This is a genomic window from Photobacterium toruni (assembly GCF_024529955.1).
Taxonomy (GTDB): Bacteria; Pseudomonadota; Gammaproteobacteria; order Enterobacterales; family Vibrionaceae; genus Photobacterium; species Photobacterium toruni.
Window position 1 is genome coordinate 1,552,869 of sequence record NZ_AP024854.1, and the last position, 17,224, is coordinate 1,570,092.

General features: G+C 35.2%; 17 protein-coding genes and 1 CRISPR repeat array. Of the genes, 6 read left to right on the forward strand and 11 right to left on the reverse strand.

Going from position 1 to position 17,224, the window contains the following annotated elements; all coding sequences use genetic code 11:
• Positions 1 to 289 precede the first annotated feature (289 nt).
• Complete coding sequence (poxB, locus tag OC457_RS07280; protein WP_080176469.1) at positions 290 to 2,008, forward strand: ubiquinone-dependent pyruvate dehydrogenase; 1,719 nt, start codon at positions 290 to 292, stop codon at positions 2,006 to 2,008.
• A 60-nt stretch (positions 2,009 to 2,068) separates the two neighbouring features.
• Here poxB and OC457_RS07285 read toward each other — a convergent pair whose 3' ends face one another.
• A complete protein-coding gene (locus tag OC457_RS07285) occupies positions 2,069 to 3,232 on the reverse strand; it encodes an alpha-hydroxy acid oxidase (RefSeq protein ID WP_080176470.1) in 1,164 nt (387 codons plus the stop codon).
• 365 nt (positions 3,233 to 3,597) lie between these two features.
• On the opposite strand from OC457_RS07285, the gene OC457_RS07290 reads away from it, so the two are divergent.
• The 3 genes from OC457_RS07290 to OC457_RS07300 all read left to right on the forward strand — a co-directional run bounded on the left by OC457_RS07290 (position 3,598) and on the right by OC457_RS07300 (position 6,589).
• Complete coding sequence (locus OC457_RS07290) at positions 3,598 to 4,410, forward strand: peptidyl-prolyl cis-trans isomerase (RefSeq protein WP_080176471.1); 813 nt, start codon at positions 3,598 to 3,600, stop codon at positions 4,408 to 4,410.
• A 37-nt stretch (positions 4,411 to 4,447) separates the two neighbouring features.
• Entirely contained in the window at positions 4,448 to 5,419 is a 972-nt protein-coding gene (locus tag OC457_RS07295; RefSeq protein WP_235867008.1) for a HupE/UreJ family protein, read from the forward strand.
• 1,020 nt (positions 5,420 to 6,439) lie between these two features.
• Positions 6,440 to 6,589 carry a helix-turn-helix transcriptional regulator gene (locus OC457_RS07300; RefSeq protein WP_158259517.1) on the forward strand — a complete coding sequence of 50 codons (150 nt, stop codon included), beginning with the start codon at positions 6,440 to 6,442 and terminating at the stop codon, positions 6,587 to 6,589.
• An 82-nt stretch (positions 6,590 to 6,671) separates the two neighbouring features.
• On the opposite strand, the gene OC457_RS07305 is transcribed toward OC457_RS07300, so the two are convergent.
• The 3 genes from OC457_RS07305 to OC457_RS07315 form a co-directional block, all read right to left on the reverse strand.
• Positions 6,672 to 7,421, reverse strand: coding sequence for a hypothetical protein (locus OC457_RS07305; RefSeq protein ID WP_080176473.1), 750 nt, complete (start codon positions 7,419 to 7,421; stop codon positions 6,672 to 6,674).
• Positions 7,422 to 7,816: 395 nt separating this feature from the next.
• Positions 7,817 to 8,032, reverse strand: a complete 216-nt coding sequence (locus OC457_RS07310; RefSeq protein WP_080176474.1) for a hypothetical protein — start codon at positions 8,030 to 8,032, stop codon at positions 7,817 to 7,819.
• A 34-nt stretch (positions 8,033 to 8,066) separates the two neighbouring features.
• Complete coding sequence (locus tag OC457_RS07315; protein WP_080176475.1) at positions 8,067 to 8,492, reverse strand: hypothetical protein; 426 nt, start codon at positions 8,490 to 8,492, stop codon at positions 8,067 to 8,069.
• 131 nt (positions 8,493 to 8,623) lie between these two features.
• Here OC457_RS07315 and OC457_RS07320 point away from each other — a divergent pair, with 131 nt between their 5' ends.
• A complete protein-coding gene (locus OC457_RS07320; protein WP_262054045.1) occupies positions 8,624 to 9,568 on the forward strand; it encodes an IS1595-like element ISPma1 family transposase in 945 nt (314 codons plus the stop codon).
• 349 nt (positions 9,569 to 9,917) lie between these two features.
• Here the strand turns inward: OC457_RS07320 and OC457_RS07325 are convergent, their stop codons facing one another.
• The gene (locus OC457_RS07325) at positions 9,918 to 10,151 is read right to left on the reverse strand and encodes a tyrosine-type recombinase/integrase (RefSeq protein WP_235867016.1); all 234 of its coding nucleotides are present in this window, start codon (positions 10,149 to 10,151) and stop codon (positions 9,918 to 9,920) included.
• An 882-nt stretch (positions 10,152 to 11,033) separates the two neighbouring features.
• On the opposite strand from OC457_RS07325, the gene OC457_RS07330 reads away from it, so the two are divergent.
• A complete protein-coding gene (locus tag OC457_RS07330; protein ID WP_080176578.1) occupies positions 11,034 to 11,300 on the forward strand; it encodes a hypothetical protein in 267 nt (88 codons plus the stop codon).
• 56 nt (positions 11,301 to 11,356) lie between these two features.
• Here the strand turns inward: OC457_RS07330 and OC457_RS07335 are convergent, their stop codons facing one another.
• The 6 genes from OC457_RS07335 to OC457_RS07360 form a co-directional block, all read right to left on the reverse strand.
• Positions 11,357 to 12,577, reverse strand: coding sequence for a hypothetical protein (locus OC457_RS07335; protein ID WP_262054046.1), 1,221 nt, complete (start codon positions 12,575 to 12,577; stop codon positions 11,357 to 11,359).
• Positions 12,578 to 13,083: 506 nt separating this feature from the next.
• Positions 13,084 to 13,686: direct repeats of the CRISPR family, unit length 37 nt; unit sequence GTCTTAATCCCTTTAAGCAGGGCTTGTCATTTCTGAC.
• Between the two features lie 353 nt (positions 13,687 to 14,039).
• Positions 14,040 to 14,327 carry a MarR family winged helix-turn-helix transcriptional regulator gene (locus OC457_RS07340; protein ID WP_080176580.1) on the reverse strand — a complete coding sequence of 96 codons (288 nt, stop codon included), beginning with the start codon at positions 14,325 to 14,327 and terminating at the stop codon, positions 14,040 to 14,042.
• Between the two features lie 40 nt (positions 14,328 to 14,367).
• Entirely contained in the window at positions 14,368 to 15,672 is a 1,305-nt protein-coding gene (locus OC457_RS07345) for a site-specific integrase (protein WP_080176612.1), read from the reverse strand.
• Complete coding sequence (locus OC457_RS07350; RefSeq protein ID WP_080176613.1) at positions 15,672 to 16,646, reverse strand: contractile injection system protein, VgrG/Pvc8 family; 975 nt, start codon at positions 16,644 to 16,646, stop codon at positions 15,672 to 15,674. The genes OC457_RS07345 and OC457_RS07350 overlap by 1 nt, the downstream gene beginning before the upstream one ends.
• A gap of 3 nt (positions 16,647 to 16,649) precedes the next feature.
• Complete coding sequence (locus tag OC457_RS07355; protein ID WP_080176614.1) at positions 16,650 to 16,853, reverse strand: hypothetical protein; 204 nt, start codon at positions 16,851 to 16,853, stop codon at positions 16,650 to 16,652.
• Entirely contained in the window at positions 16,850 to 17,218 is a 369-nt protein-coding gene (locus OC457_RS07360; protein ID WP_080176609.1) for a phage tail protein, read from the reverse strand. Before OC457_RS07360 ends, OC457_RS07355 begins: the two co-directional genes overlap by 4 nt.
• Positions 17,219 to 17,224 lie beyond the last annotated feature (6 nt).

The following is a 17,224-nucleotide window of genomic DNA, read 5'->3' on the forward strand; positions in this document are numbered from 1 at the left end:
ACGGACAGCATAATAACACTAAAAAGAATACGTTAATATAATACAGTGTACAAATATTCTTTTTAAGTATTACTTAATAAGTTTTAGACCCGCTATTTTTTATAAATTCATTCTTTTATCAAACGTTGATCATTAACTTATTCTTAAATACAGTAAATTTATAATATAACTATATTAATCGTAACGATGAAAAATATAACTCAACTACTTGGCATTCCTTTCTGGTATTTACTTTTAAACTATGTAATTAATATAGGAGAACATTAAATAAAAATATGAAAGGAATATCATGAATATTGCTCAATATATAATAAAATTACTCAGCGTTGCGGGAATAAAACGTATTTGGGGAGTAACGGGAGATTCGTTAAATGGAATAAGTGATAGCTTACGTGCCGATGGTACAATAGAATGGATCGGAACAAGACATGAAGAAGTCGCTGCATTTGCCGCAGGAGCAGAAGCAGAGCTGACGGGAGAACTCGCGGTTTGTGCTGGATCTTGTGGTCCAGGTAACATGCATTTAATTAACGGGTTGTATAATTGCCACCGAAACAAAGTTCCCGTACTCGCTATTGCGTCAGATATCCCATCATCAGAAGCCGGCAGTCGCTATTTTCAAGAAACAGATCCTCTTCACTTATTTAAAGAATGCAGTGTTTTTTGTGAAAAATTAACGCACCCATCACAAATGCCTTTTCTTTTAGAAGCAGCAATGAGACAAGCGGTTTTAAAAAAAGGCGTAAGCGTCATTGTTATTCCAGGTGATATTGCATTGCTTGATATGCCCAAAAACACACCAATTAAATGGCAACGTCCTGCATTGCAACAAATTACCCCTGTATTATCTGAATTAACATTGTGCCAAGAAATCATTAACCAATCATCAAAAATAGTTTTATTTTGTGGTGCTGGTTGTAAAGGCTCACACGATCAAGTAATAACATTGGCTAAAAAACTGAAGGCCCCTATTGTTCATGCCCTTAGAGGTAAAGAACATATTGAATATGATAATCCTTATGATGTCGGAATGACGGGATTAATCGGTTTCGCTTCTGGCTATCATGCGATGGAAAATGCTGACACGGTAATTTTACTTGGTACCAGTTTTCCATTTAAGCCGTTCTACCCTCACGCAGTAAAAATTATTCAGATAGATAATAATCCAGATGCTATCGGCCGCCATACTCAAGTTGATCTCGCATTAATTAGCGATATAAATTCAACATTATTAGCACTGCTACCATTAGTGGATGAAAAAACAGATCACCATTTTCTCGATAAATGTGTTCAACACTACCAAACAACACGTAAAGATTTGGATAATTTAGCCGAGATAAAACCGAAAAGTACACTGATTCATCCTCAAACTCTGGCAAAAATGCTCAGTGCGAAAGCACAATCAAATGCAGTATTCACTTGTGATGTTGGAACACCAACATTATGGGCTGCTCGTTATTTCAAAATGACCAATCAACGCCGTTTAATTGGTTCATTTAATCATGGATCAATGGCAAATGCATTAGCACAATCTATTGGTATCCAAGCCGTAGATACAACTCGCCAAGTTATTGCACTGTGTGGTGATGGCGGATTTTCAATGCTAATGGGCGATCTTCTTACCCTAGTACCTTACAATCTTCCTATTAAAATAGTCATTATTAATAACAGCTCATTAGGTTTTGTTGATATGGAAATGAAAGCGGCGGGCTTTGTTTCTAATGCAACTAATCTGCATAATCCAAGTTTTGCCGCGATTGCCAATGCGTGTAATATTAAAGGGATCAACGTATCAGATCCGCATAAGCTCAGCGATGCTATCGATGAATTATTAAACCATGATGGCCCTGCACTGCTTGAAGTTATCACAGATAAAAACGAATTAAGCTTACCGCCAAAAATAAAATTAGCCCAAGAGAAAGGTTTTACCCTCTACACATTAAAAGCACTATTTAATGGCTATGGTGATGAATTAGTTGATCTAGTAAAAACAAACATCCTTCGTTAACAAATAAAAAGATGTACTCAGTACACCTTTATCATGCCTATTTATAATATAACCAACTAATTACCAAAGGTTTTTTATTTTAGCTAAATGGTTAGATAAGTCTTGTGGCTTTTCACAGCACACTTGCTCCATCACCTGTTGCAGTTGTTTTTTCAACATATTCATTGCGTGATAACCCCCATTTTGTCCAAGAGCCCCCACACTGTACATAAAACTACGGCCCATAAAAGTAAAATCCATCCCCGCAGCTAATGTACAAGCAATATCAGAACCTTCTCTAATACCACTATCCATCATAATGGTTGTTTGGCCTTTACAAGCATCAAGAATTTCCATGCCTTTATTGATAGTTGATGGACCCGCATCCAGTTGACGTCCGCCATGGTTTGAAACAATGATCCCATCAAGACCTATTTCAATCGCTTTTTTTGCATCTTCAACTGTTGATAATCCTTTTAGCACTAAGTTACCGTCCCACTTATCACGTAACTTACGTACTTTTTCTTCACTTAAACGCCCATTAAATGTTTTATCCATAAACAACGCTAAGTGGTGCATATTCATCGAACCAGACATATATTTAGTTAATGATTTAAATTCTGGTTTACCTTTAATTAATGTCTCAAGCGCCCACTCAGGAGAAAGCATTATTTGCAGCATATTTTCTGCTGTCATTTTTGGCGGCATAGCCAATCCATTTTTTATTTCTTTAGGACGGTAAGCAAAAGTTGGAACATCAGATAATAAGACTAAGGTTTTCACCCCTGCCGCCTTACAACGGGCAAGTAAATCATCAGTGATCGCATCATCAACGGGATGATAAAGTTGAAACCACATTTTTCCTTCAGTAATTTCAGCTATCGTTTCAATGGATGCGGTAGAAACAGTACTTAACACAAACGGTACATTATGATCAAAAGCCGCTTTAGCTAAAATCTCTGGTGCTTGCGGCCAAATTAATCCTTGAAGACCAATTGGACTGACACCAAATGGCGCATCATAAGTTTCACCAAACAAAGTTGTTTTTAATGAGACATCTTTATAATCTCTTAAATAATAAGGAATAAGTTCAAGCTTACGAATATCATTTGTGTTTCGTCTTAAACCTATCTCATTGTTACAACCACCATCTACGTATTCAAACGCAAACTTTGGCAACCGCGATTTAGCTTTTTTTCTGAGGAGATCAATCGATGGATATGCAGTATTAAAATAGTCTTTCATGATACTTCCTTTATTATTTTGATAAAATTTTATTGGAATTCATAACTGAACTTTATTCTTTCTTTACATATATATCACAAAAAAAATAAACGACTATCGCTTTTACGTACTATAAGTAAGAATTTACATTTCGAGATTTAATGATAAATATAATTGCATTTCATCATTAAACCGATAGCTAAATACTGATTAAAATCACCGCTGACTCTTCGGTTTTTATATAGGGATACATTATTAAAAAATTTGCTCCCTATCAAAATAAAAACAAAATGATGCCGTTAATAATAAAAGATAATCGTATTCAATAGTCATACAGATATTACATGTATGCTTATGCGGCATTTAATATAAAAAGACTCAATAACATGTTAAACACTACTTTATATTGGCTTAAAAAATTTATTAAAGATCCATTCTCTCATTTCCTAATAGCAGGCGGGATCCTATTTATTTGTTATTCGTATTATTACTCAAATACTGCTTCTACCAATGAAGTCGTGATCACCCCTTCTCAAATCAGCCAACAAAAACGAGACGACATAACCTACTTTGGCAGCCCTCCTTCCCACAAAATGTTAAATAGTGATATAAACCAAGCGATTCTACAGCAGATCTTATCTCAACAAGCGCTTAAACTTGGTTTAGAAAAAGGCGATCCAAATCTTAACGCAATGTTAATGCAACGCTTTATTTCTTATACAACTCAAATCGCTAAAATCAATGCCGCTAATACCACATTATTACATCGCTATTATTTAGCACACCGTCAAAACTACCGCTATCCTGATATGTATTCACTTTGCTATCACTTTCTCTCACCACAAGAGCAAGCACATTCAAAACAAACACCAACATCTCAACAATGTTTGAGTCATATAACGAAACAAGATCTATTATCCAAACTAGGTTCATCAATAATCACAACCTTAAATACTATTACACCTAGAACATGGTCAACTCCAATCAATACACCCTTTGGCCCGATTACCGTTAAATTAATTCAATATAAAAAAGCAGGGATTCTAAACTTTAACGATGCGAAATCATTATTAACGGCTGACTACACTAATGCTGTTATTCATACAAAAATAGCCGATGTAATAAAAAAATACCGCATTCAACTTCCCGCTAATGCCGGCATCGTTGTCACAACAAAGACCTTACTTAAAAATGTATAAGCATAATGTTTACACTGCCCTCTGCGCAGTTTTATATATGACACTAAGTTTGGTATGGAGCCCGCAAGTAGTGGCGCATCCTTATCAACCTGCTGTTGGATTAATAAACCAAATAAATAATCATCACTATGAATTAACCCTTAAACTACCAGTGGTTGCAGGAGAACATACAATAATCACTCCTATACTTTCTGGTGGTGGGAAAATTAAACTATTAAGCTCTCAAGATAGTCTTGATGGTTTTGGTATGGATCTGCACCGTTATTTATTGATATTTCCAACCACAATCACTGCCCCAATGATTAGATTCCAAGGGTTAAACAATATTCAGCTGTTAACTCAAATCACTAACCAACATGGAAAAATAAATACTTTAGTTCTTTATAAAGGACATAGTCATTTATTATTAGCGGGAAAAGTCAGCACTTGGTCTACCATAAAATTATTTGTGACATTAGGCATAACACATATTTTAACGGGTATCGACCACCTTATGTTTGTTGCTGGTCTGCTGCTCTTTACCCGTGATTTTCGAACCTTCTTAAAAGCTATCACCTGTTTTACATTAGCACATAGTATTACGTTAAGTTTATCTGCACTTAATCTAATTCATATACCCGAGCCGCCAGTCGAAGCTGGTATTGCGCTGAGTATTTTATTTTTATGTTATGAGTTAACGCGACCTAACAATAAAGATCAACCAACATTAAGTCGACGATTCCCTTGGCTCATTTCATTTTCATTTGGGCTGTTACACGGTCTGGGTTTTGCAAGCGCACTTAAAGCTGCGGGACTACAACAAACCAGCATTCCTTTAGCACTGGCATGTTTTAATGTTGGCGTTGAAATCGGACAGCTTATCTTCCTCAGCCTATTGCTAACGATACTGAAAATTTGTTCGAAAATCGCATTTTTTCAAAAAAGTATCTTTCGACAACTCCCGCTATATATCATGGGAATTATGGCTTCATTTTGGTTTATTCAGCGGGTTTATATCGTATTTCACTAAGTGGCTAATGTTACGATGCCACCTTTATATTAAAAGGTGGCATCATATATAAACATGCTGAATTTTAGAGATTTATCACCCCAAAAATATGAAAACTCAAAGGGAAAAAGCTTATTTGAAAGTAATTACCGCGACTAGCACAGCATAAATCAGGTTTACTTTGCTAATTTTGTTATTGAAATGGGGAAATAATGCGATTATAGGTTAAATTATAGCAATTATTCTATTGTAACCATCTAATATCTCATAGAAAACAGCCGTTAAGTGACAACGTCACACTAAAAAAGTAAACCATAAAACCAGCTATCTGATTCGCCACGTCCATAAGAACTTGTGCTGAACTTAATGACTAATCACTCTGATTCTCTGCTGTTGGTTTGTTTTGCTATTGAAGAATAAAAAATAATACACGTAGTTTAAAATGCGGCTTTAGAATCAAAGCAATCTTAGTAAGACATCGGTTTGTTTTTTTAATCACTCAGGAATAAATTATGACGAGTATTAATTATTAGCATTCATTATATTGAAATTTTTTACCGTAAAAAATCAATAACGACAAAGCATCTCATTATTACCTAAAATTAATCTTCAAATAGTACTAATAGTTTATTTAAGTTCTTAATGACTACTTTTGTCACACCATCAAGAATGCTTGTACTGATTGGACAGCGACTAACTATTTACCCGTATAATGATGAGTCATCACTTAAAAGATGTAAAAATTAAAGGCAAAAAGCTTATTTAAAGGTAATTCCCGTTGCTTACACAGCATGAATTGAGGCGTATTTCTAATTTTATCAGCAAAACATATTAATAAAGAATAAAACATGTTCAATTACAACAGCTACCCTACTGTAACCAACTCATATACCACAGAAAACAGCTTAAAAGTGACACCGTCACACTATAAAAGTAAAAAACAAAAGCAACTACCGATATTCACCGCCACCAGAAAAAACTTATGCTGAACTTAATGAGCAATCAACGCATCTTTTAATTAGTCACGTTGAAGTGTTAGAGATGTTTCAAATCACAAGTCGAGCAACCATTTATAAGTGGCGACAAACACGCGGGTTCCCTGAGCCAATTACACTGATGCCATTACGTTGGTTACGTTCTGCCGTTGAAGAATGGAAGGATAATACCAGTCGGTTTGGAAAGCGGTTTTAAATGCAAGGCGATCTTGGTGAGAGATCGCTTTGTTTTTTAAACACTATTTTTAGAAACTACAAAATATTTTCATATCAAAACATTATGCATATAGTTTAATGTTTTGATGTTCATACCAAACAATGTCGTTTTTTTCTATTATTAAGTTCAGTACAATTTGTTCTAAAATAGGTAACATAATATTCTCGATAAAATCTACAATCTCAGAATCTAAATTTTCATGTGATAAATGATATTCAGTTTCTTTATTATGAACTATCGCATTACGAATATAATATATCAATTGCGATAATAATACTGGAAAATTTTGTTTAACATTCATTGATTTTATTTTTTTGTAATCAAGAATATTATTATCTTTATTCTTAATATCTAAGCACAATAATGAATGATTTACTCTATTTTTATTATCCTCGCTACTATCAATATAATCAGACAATAAAGAATATGATTCCAATATGATACTTTCCGTAGCACTATCATTACTAATAGCTTTCAAGAATAATTCTAACGATTTTTTTTCTCCATTATCAATCCTTTCATACATAGCTTTAAAATTTCTAATCGAAAACATGTTACCCTGAGTATCTTTATTCAGCTTAACTAGAGGATACTTACACATAAAATTTTCAATTACATGATATATACTAATATATTTATTTAAAAGTTCATCTCTACTATTATATTCACTAAATATAACCATAGAATCATTAAATTGTTGATAATCTAAATTATTAGATATTTTGGCTTTAAATATATTGAAATTTTTATGGCCAACTCTTTTTACATCATGGTAACATTTCCCAGAACAAACAATATGTAATTTAAGCATAGAGAGTAGTTTGTTTTACTAATAGAATTTGGTTCTTTTTTTATTATAAAAAAATCCGATTTATTCAAATCAATAGAATTAGAAAACTTTAAAATTAAAACAGCTAATGATGGAGTTATATTGCCATTTTTTAAATCATTTATCGTACAAGATTGCTTAAAATATAAGATTGATTTGATAAAATCCACAGATTCATAAAAATAAGATTTCACCTCTAAATCATTTCCTAAATCAAATATAATTTCAAAATCATCATCAGAAATATCAGATTCAATATCAATAATATTATCTAACGTATATTTGACTAGTTTTAATAAAAAAACTAATCGATTTATATCTACTATTGGATCAACAAAAGATACTATTGGTAATATTAGTTCAACATTATCAATTAATTATCCTATTTCAGAAAATTTAGACATATTTTCTTCATGAAGCATTAACTCCATAATACAACTATCTAGAATAGGAACAATCTCTTCAATAGTAGTCAACTCATTTTCAAGGTTATTTTCTTCTAAATATTCAGTCAAATTAGTAATATATACATCATCAATAAGTCGACATAACTCTTCCGTAATAAATGAATAGATATATTTTGATTTAGTCATTATCACCTCTAGTAAATAGAGATTGCCAGTTTATTTAATTTGTTTTATTAAAAAATAAATCATTAAATCCACTATAAACAGCTTTTTTTGTTACTTGTCCTATATTAACTTTAGAAAGTAATAAATTTTTTCTAGCATTATCAAATTCATTAATATTCAAAGATGTAGATGATTTTGAAATTATCTCATAGACATATTCAAACACCTGACTAGAAGATAATTTATTTTTATTTCTATAATTGCCAATAGCTCCACATAATCCCGTTAATATAATCTCTCGTCCTAACCACATAACAGATATTTCTTTATATGTTTTATATAATAATGAATCTAATTTAGATAAAAACTTACATAATAAAACTATATCTTCATACTCTACTAAATAATCCTCTACTTTATCATTTACTTTGCTAAGTACCTGAGAGTTAATTGTTACTGGCTTCGCTCTTCCAAATGACATAGTTGCTGCAATAACTTGAGAAAAATGAAACTGTTTAACTTCTCGTTTTTTACTACCTGATTACCACTATTTAACAGCCACTGTTAAATTATCTCCTATACTTTAAGATATTGAAGTATAGGAGTGACGTTATGCCTAAGAATTCAATCCAATTTCAGAAAGGCTTTTCTATACCCGAATTTATGCAAATGTATGGGACAGAAATTCAATGTAGAGAGCGTTTATTTAATATTCGATGGAAAAATGGTTACGTTTGCCCTACCTGTGCTTCTAAAAGTTATTGTGAACTTAAATCGCGGTCATTATATCAATGTAATAAGTGTCACCATCAGACATCATTGACGGCAGGTACTTTATTTTCCCATTCAAAATTACTGTTAACTACTTGGTTTTTAGCTATTTATCTCATCACACAAGATAAAAACAGTATTTCAGCATTAGAGCTAAAGCGTAAATTAGGGGTTTCTTATAACGCAGCATGGCGAATAAAACATAAGCTCATGCAAGTGATGAAAGAGCATGATGATAATCGAAAGTTAGGCAATATCGTGCAATTGGATGATGCATATATTGGAGGTAAACAAAAAGGAAAGCGAGGACGTGGTGCCAAAGGTAAAACACCTTTTGTATCAGCGATCTCTTTGAATGAAGAAGGTCATCCTATTTATATGCGGCTAAGTGTTGTTTCTTGTTTTAAAAAACAAGAAATTACAGATTGGGCTAAAAAGCATTTACAAGAAAAAACGTTAGTCATATCAGATGGTTTACCCTGTTTTAATGGTCTGTTAGCAGCAGATATTATTCATGGTTCATTACCAAAAAATGGTAAAGAACTTCACCAATATGAAGCTGCATTTTATTGGGTCGATACCATGATTGGTAACGTTAAAAATTCGATAAAAGGGACATATCACGCAATTAGAGAAAAGCATATTCCTCGTTATCTTGGTGAATTCTGTTTTCGATTTAATTATCGGTTTCGAGTTGAAGATATATTCAATACGCTAATTAAATGTGGTGCAAAATCACCACCGATGCCAGAGAAATTATTAACGCTGGCTGAGTCTCGGTGGTAATCAGGTTTATTTTAACTAAATAGCAGGTTGCATTACCTTCTACTTTACTATCTAAAATTTTAACTCTCACCACATTCCCCCAGTTATATTTTTGCTACCTAAATAAGCATTAAGTATCATACACTTATTACAACAACGTTCCAACTCATGTAACTAATTTATGCATATTATTTATCTGTTTTTTTGTATCTAAATTTTATCAATACACTTGTGATACATATTTACTAATCATCGCCAACTATCCTTTAATTAATACAATAATATTGTCCTAACCTACTTCAAATAACTATCCAGCTTCTCCGCATACAACTCATACCCTTCTAACTGGTCTTTTAGCCAATCATGTTTGTTATAAACAGCTAATACCCCCACCAAGCTCATGGCCCAGCATCTTTTCAACCACATGTGGCATTACACCAAGCTCTGATGCACCGGTGGATAATGAACGTCTAAAATCATGGGTACGCCAATCTTCAATGGGTAAACCATCCCTTATACGGCGGATATAACGGTTAGCTGCTGAAATGGTAATTGGTTTATCAAGATCACCACCAGGGAAAAGCACATCATCATAAGTAGCCATTACTCGCTCTAATATCGCCCTTGTTTTAGTTGGAATTGGGGTTGCTGAGTTCTGAAAACGTTGGTACTCGAGTACCAACTTCTGGTGCTTTACCTACGTGTTGTCTTTTAATGCGGTCTAAGTCCGTTTTTTCAATAATGAACTTACTCTTTACAGCAATGACGATACCACTATTAATAACCCCTACAACACGCGAATAGTAGATTCTCTATCGCCCTCGCGGGCATTCACTGTAGGGAATGACGAGGGGGACGCTTTATTTTCCCTAAAAACTTGCCTCTGTTAGGTCAGTTACGGGATACTTAGCCTTATAACGTATTGCTTTAAGATAATATTAAGTTGATATGCAGCGTGTCATGGATTGCAGTAACTTAATATTGAGCCAACGGCTTTTGGGAAAACTATGAAAAAAACCAACGAACCAAGCTTATACTGGATTGACTCTAATACGTTACTTATAACCATTTGATATAAAACATTTAAATCACTTCCCTTGTTACTTAGGACACTTTGGGGACAAAACCTCGTATTAATTCCATAAAATTAGCATAGCCTAAATCGTTCTTTAGTGACTGAATTCCACAACTCTACCTTGTATCTATAAAATGGAAATAAAACACAAATACTGGACAGAATGTTGACTTACTTCCTCGCAACTGTCTAATTTAGAGATAAAAACAAGAAAAGCCATTATTTTTCAATGCATTAAATAAACTAATTTTGTTGTTTATAACTGTTTTAAAATGCCCCTTTTTTGCCCCCATAAATATCACCCTTCGTTTACTACACAAGTCAAAGCCTTATATGGTAAGATAAGCAACTGATATCATTGCGTTATCCAGTATCTCAAAATACGCAATATAAAGTAAAAAAGGGAACAATATGAAACTCATACTAAACCATTACATCATAGTAAAAAGCGAAAACCACGCATACAAATCGGTAACAAAAGAAATGCAAACAGATCTAGTTCCAATGCCTGGAATGGAAATCGAGGATGGCGCTTGGAAAAATCCAAGAGTGATTCAGCGTGTTACTATGAATCCAGATGAAAACTACTATTTTGTTTGGACTAATGATGATGAAGTTGAAACTTATGAACACGCTGACAGATTAATTAAAATGTACAAGTCTCACGACTGGAATTAATATTTAGTCAACATAATGATATAAAATCTAACTCATCTGAGTTAGATTTTCTTAAATTAAATCCCAAATAATTTAGTTAAATAGCTTCTTATCTTCCTCTTAATCCATTGACTACTAACTACATCTGGCTTGTCACATTCATCATTCTTTTTTGTACTTACTTTTTTTTGTGGCTGTGGCTGTGGCTGTGGCTGTGGCTGTGGCTGTGGCTGTGGCTGTGGCTGTGGCTGTGGCTGTGGCTGTGGCTGTGGCTGTGGCTGTGGCTGTGGCTGTGGCTGTGGCTGTGGCTGTGGCTGTTTAATACATATTTTTTTATCCTTGTTGTCAACCTCCTTTTCCAAAAAATCATACGTCCCAAACTTATTGTAAGACAAGTTAAATTTACTCCCTATATACACATACAAAAACTCAGCGTATTCACAGAAAAATATGTTGCTATTTAATTTGTCTTGCTTTCCTAAAAAGAATAAATTAACGCACTCAAAACTATTGCTCTTATAATTATCTTTACTAGTCTTCAATGCCCTTTTTAACTCATCATATACAGCTTTTTTATGTTGCTCAGGCCATTCTTGACATAGTAAATGTAATTCGTATCGTTTATTAGTCAAAGAATCTTTAGGCAAAAGCGTTACAATAATTTCATTTTTATTCAGCTTAATCTCATCAAAAGAATATATAGGGGAGTAGAAAATATAATTATTCTTATACTTAGTAAAAGATTTTGATATTTTTTGATATTGTGATTGGTAAGTCCCCTTCCTTCCTAAGACAGTAAATGCTAAGGATGCATTATTAATTGAATCTTGCATATAGAAGTTTGTAGGAGCTGATAAACAGCTGGATACTTGAACCTTTCTTTTTGAAGTTCCATTTTTTACATTTTTTCTATTTGCTGAAGAACTACTGCTCTCCATACTATCCTTTAAGGTAGTATTATTTGAGCTGGATTTTTTTTGAGTTAGCTTAGGCTCAATCAATTCTGTAATATATGCTTGCCTATAACTATAATTACCATTCTTATCTTTTTCTTCAATAAATACTCCTGATGCTTTATTAAATGTACAATTAGTAACATGTCCATTTAGATATCGAAAATGAGCAGGCTGTACATATTTATCACCAAAAGCACATGGTGTTGCATCATATCGACATAAAAAATTAGGACACTTATAATTTGCTTTTTCCAAATGTTTCTTTCGCAACGATTCTTCTTTTTCATTTATTTTAGCTGCGTATTCAATAGTATCCGTTGTCTCGTTATAAGCTCTATCCATCTCTAAACTCTTTATATGTTTAAATATACATATGCTATACATGGCGGTTGTATGTGATAATTTCAAGTTTAGGATAAAAAAAAACAATGAATTAAACGTTACGCATCACGCTCAGCCCTTCACCACCGAAAATGGTCTAAATCACCAACCTCGGTGGTGGTGGCTAAGAGAGCCGAAAAATTTTTATTTCCCGAGAGTCTGCCTCGTTTGAGGTTTTTGCGCGGCCAGAAGAACCTAACCACTTTTAAAAGAGTTATTTACGACTTAGATAAATCTCGTCTGAATATAAAATATTACCTTTGTTAAAGTCTTCCACATCAAGCTAGGTATGCTTCATCAACAAATAAACTTGAATGACATTAATTCCCACTATAAAACAATTTGTATAGAAAAAAAGAGAATGCTTTCTAGCGAAAAATGAACTAAGTAACTCAGCTCAAGCTGCAGTTTTTTGGATAATTAAAAATAAACGCCCCAACAAACAAAAACCTCGCACATGGCGAGGTTTTTTAATCCCTTTAAGCAGGGCTTGTCATTTCTGACCTAGATAGTTTCACAGAAGCACTACTGTTCTATGCGTCTTAATCCCTTTAAGCAGGGCTTGTCATTTCTGACCTCAGTGGGGGCAAATAATCGCCAATACATAGCGTCTTAATCCCTTTAAGCAGGGCTTGTCATTTCTGACCTATACTGATAAGCCAATGTTCCTACCTAATGGTGTCTTAATCCCTTTAAGCAGGGCTTGTCATTTCTGACGATGTTTGTTTCGCAGCGAACACCACAGTTATTCCGTCTTAATCCCTTTAAGCAGGGCTTGTCATTTCTGACTTCTTAGATCACTTCGAAATACTAGACTCATTATGTCTTAATCCCTTTAAGCAGGGCTTGTCATTTCTGACTTCTTAGATCACTTCGAAATACTAGACTCATTATGTCTTAATCCCTTTAAGCAGGGCTTGTCATTTCTGACTGTGGTGGAAGAACTGAACAACGAAGTCCACGAGTCTTAATCCCTTTAAGCAGGGCTTGTCATTTCTGACGGCACTGGTAATCCTAATAACTCTGCGTAGGAGTCTTAATCCCTTTAAGCAGGGCTTGTCATTTCTGACAAGCAAATATTCTAAGGTATTGAATTATAAAAAGCAATAATTCATTTAAACTACTGTTTTAGACACGGAAAATTTATAAATAAAGCAATATAAATGCCATAAAATAAACAGACATTACAAATCAATACGTTAACGCTTACTTATTTTTTATGGTATGAATTTTTCCCCAAAAAAGAGATTTGATGCGTTAACAAAATGTTAAACATTAAGGAATGTGAAAATTCTTTTCTAACAGCATAATAAATATGCTATTTATTGAGCGGTATACAATATAACTAGATCGTGAAAACAAAAATTATACTTTTTTGTGGGTCTAAAATACTATCTCTCATGTATAAGCAATTCATTCAAACTCACCCCAACGAATAAACAAATTCAAGTCCGCCATTCATTCGAACATGGCCACCTCTTACCAAATACCCTTTTTCCCAAACTGTCTTCAACAACGTACTCGCCCATGAACAAGACAACTCACAACGCTCGGCAATCTGCTCTGCTGTTACCTTTTCACCAGGCATAATCGACTGCAGAACTTTCAACTGGGTTTTACTCAATTTGATTAAGCCAACTTGATGAGGAACAACGCGTGCTGCTCCCATCAAATTAGTGTTGATTTGTTCATTTTTCGTACAAATCTGCATTCTTATTATCATCCGCTGAGGTTTATAATGAAAAGTGGCTTCAAGCCAGTCTGGATAAGGGTTTATCGATGATTGGATTTTGAATCGAGACAGGTGCTAGACAGGTACACCATCCTTTTTTAAGCCATTTATGGTACGTTTCTAACGCTTCTTTCTTCTGTAACTCCATATGTGTATGGATATAGGCTTGATCTAACTTATCTCGAGCATGGTTAAGCAGTGATTCACACACAATGTAATCAACCCCCAATTCCGCCCATATCGAACGTGCTCGCTTTCTAAGATCATGTGCACTCCATGCTTTCTTTGATACTCCCCGCACCCATTCACTGGCTTTAGCACTGTGGATTGGCTGATTATTCCAACGAGATAACGGGAACAAGTGATCACTGTTATAGCCTAGATCACGTTGCCATGCTTGATATGAACGTAATAATTCAATCATCTCAGTGGTAAGTGGATAGCTCATTGCTACCCCATTCTTGGCGTCTTCTTTAGGAATTAGCCACCGCTTTTCAATAAAACTGATGTTCTTCCATAAAGCTTTTCTGGTTTCACCAATACGAGAACCATGCGCTAACATCATCATCAGTAATAATCGTTGTGGTGGTTGCTGTTGACCAATCGCTGGCAAGATATCAATCAGGTCTTCAGTATTCACGCGGCAGCCTTTGATTTGGGCTTCTGTAACGGAGAATGTCTCAGGGAAAAACGTCTTAAATTGCACTTCTGATAACGGATTGGCGGTTATGTGTTTCAATCGTCTAGCGATAGAGAAAGCCGTTTTCAATAAGAAGAAATTCGCCCTCACATAACTCACCGAATAACCTTGCTCAAACATAGGCTGAATCAAGGCACTGTCTATCTTTTGATGGTCCATATCCGTGATAGCAACACCATGAAATAGGCTCATTACATGAGTTTCAGCCATACTTTTTAGGTTATTCAATCGCTCTTTCGTGGAACGCTTTAAGGTGCATTGCCGCTGAACATGCCAATCAACCAGCTGATCTACCGTTTCAAAGCGATTACATTCAATGGCTTTACCTTTGGCTATTTGGACTGATACCGCACTCACCACATCCATAATGTCTTTGGCCTGAGTACCAGGATATTTCGCAATCCGATATGGGTATTGTTTGCCTGCTTCATAACGATAAAACCACCACGTTCCACCGGTTCGAGATGCGTTAAACCGCAAGTAAAGTGGGCATCGAACATCTTTTAATTGGCGTACACGTTGATCATTAATATGACGTTTGATTTGAGCATCAGAGATTTTTACGGGGAGTGTTGCAGAAAAGAAGGCATGTTGATTAAAGCGAATTTTACTGTTTGTGATCATTACTCACCTAATAACGTGGCTTGAATACTCATTCGATTGGGTTGTAATCCTTGGCCAGAGAACGACACTTGATCAACAGAACATTGACCTTTAAAGGCGCGAGGGAAAGTATCATCAAGTAGCACTAACCCTTCCGCAAAAATGGTGGGATTAGGCGGTGCTTCAATGCTGATTTTCCGCCCTTGCCGTTGCATTTTTCGAAGCTCTGCAGCACATGCTTGTTCTGCTTCCTTCTTGGTGTTCTTATCTTTGCCTAATGACTTAAACGGTTTACTCCCCACTTTGACTTGTTGCCGGCTTCCATCTGCCGTTGAACTATAAAAAGCCTTAACACCATTAAAATCTTGTCGACCATCTAACTCTGCAGACACATTAACAAAGTCACTATTGCCCGGATGATTCACCATAGGGAGTGACAGCGTAACGCTTTTAATATTCTTACCTGAAGCACTACGTTGTTCACCAATTGGCACAAAGATAAACCGCCCTTCAACAGGTTTCGCTATTGCATCATAAGACTTGGCCAAGCGGTTCATAAATGCCGGCGTACTTTCATCAGAACGATCGATATGCTCGATTTCAATTTTTTGTAATCGCGGATGGACAAAAACATCAAAGCCATGAGGGGTAAGACAGTCATACACGATTTGTCCTACTGTTGTTTTATCCCAACTGCACGACTTACGTTCACGATAACCACTTTCATCCTTGATAGAGAAAGGTGCAACCGTGAGGACTAACGTGATCTCTCGTGGGTATAAACTCACTGACCGTTTTGATATCTGAAAACTATCACGGACAACATCTCCCAATCGCACCGAATAACGTTCACCTTTGGGTGGCAGTCCATCAACATCATCAGAGCTCACCACCAAAGTGACGTTATCGCCTTCGGTACCGTTGCCATCATTCAACCGCCATGACTTTAAACGATCCAAAATCAAATCAGCATTATTGCCTATTAAATGAAACATTCCTTAATCCCATGATTTAGTAACACGTTGAGTTTTAGGTACCTGCTTGACTTGAGGTAACACCACTTCGGTATCGACAAAAAAAACCTCACGCCGAACGTGAGGATTTAATTGATAAAAGGCTTGTTCTAATTGGTCATTATCTTGGTCAGTGTGCTTATAGAGTAAATCAGTGATCAACTCACCGGCTTTGGCGCTTACCTTCACTCGCGGTACTCCTTCAATTGCAGCATGACATCTGTCACCATGGCTTGGCCGTTATGGATCAATGCCGACTTACCTTCTTTCAGTTGTTGAATCGTCCATTTACCTAAGTTAAGACCTTGGCCATCACTGACTTGTTGTGGAGATTCAATTAACATTCGAAGCTTTTCAACTGACTCTTGCGCCCCGTATTGCAGCCATTTGGCGGTTATATCAAGGGTTTCAAGCGGTCTGCCCGTCATTTCAGAGCGAGCGTCATAAATCAAACTGACTTCTGAATACGCGCCTGGTGAAGTTCGCTCAAACTTCATTATCGGTGTTTTGTCACCCACAGAAAAAACGAACTCACCTATCACTAAGTGATGCATAACGAT

Coding starts and splice junctions, on each gene's coding strand:
- OC457_RS07285 (WP_080176470.1), bottom strand. CDS start 3,232: ATGAAAGACTATTTTAATACTGCATATCCATCGATTGATCTCCTCAGA.
- OC457_RS07335 (WP_262054046.1), bottom strand. CDS start 12,577: ATGGATAGAGCTTATAACGAGACAACGGATACTATTGAATACGCAGCT.
- OC457_RS07325 (WP_235867016.1), bottom strand. CDS start 10,151: ATGGCTACTTATGATGATGTGCTTTTCCCTGGTGGTGATCTTGATAAA.
- OC457_RS07295 (WP_235867008.1), top strand. CDS start 4,448: ATGACACTAAGTTTGGTATGGAGCCCGCAAGTAGTGGCGCATCCTTAT.
- OC457_RS07340 (WP_080176580.1), bottom strand. CDS start 14,327: ATGCAGATTTGTACGAAAAATGAACAAATCAACACTAATTTGATGGGA.
- OC457_RS07290 (WP_080176471.1), top strand. CDS start 3,598: ATGTTAAACACTACTTTATATTGGCTTAAAAAATTTATTAAAGATCCA.
- OC457_RS07330 (WP_080176578.1), top strand. CDS start 11,034: ATGAAACTCATACTAAACCATTACATCATAGTAAAAAGCGAAAACCAC.
- OC457_RS07350 (WP_080176613.1), bottom strand. CDS start 16,646: ATGTTTCATTTAATAGGCAATAATGCTGATTTGATTTTGGATCGTTTA.
- OC457_RS07305 (WP_080176473.1), bottom strand. CDS start 7,421: ATGCTTAAATTACATATTGTTTGTTCTGGGAAATGTTACCATGATGTA.
- OC457_RS07360 (WP_080176609.1), bottom strand. CDS start 17,218: ATGCATCACTTAGTGATAGGTGAGTTCGTTTTTTCTGTGGGTGACAAA.
- OC457_RS07310 (WP_080176474.1), bottom strand. CDS start 8,032: ATGACTAAATCAAAATATATCTATTCATTTATTACGGAAGAGTTATGT.
- OC457_RS07320 (WP_262054045.1), top strand. CDS start 8,624: ATGCCTAAGAATTCAATCCAATTTCAGAAAGGCTTTTCTATACCCGAA.
- OC457_RS07300 (WP_158259517.1), top strand. CDS start 6,440: ATGTTTCAAATCACAAGTCGAGCAACCATTTATAAGTGGCGACAAACA.
- OC457_RS07315 (WP_080176475.1), bottom strand. CDS start 8,492: ATGTCATTTGGAAGAGCGAAGCCAGTAACAATTAACTCTCAGGTACTT.
- poxB (WP_080176469.1), top strand. CDS start 290: ATGAATATTGCTCAATATATAATAAAATTACTCAGCGTTGCGGGAATA.
- OC457_RS07345 (WP_080176612.1), bottom strand. CDS start 15,672: ATGATCACAAACAGTAAAATTCGCTTTAATCAACATGCCTTCTTTTCT.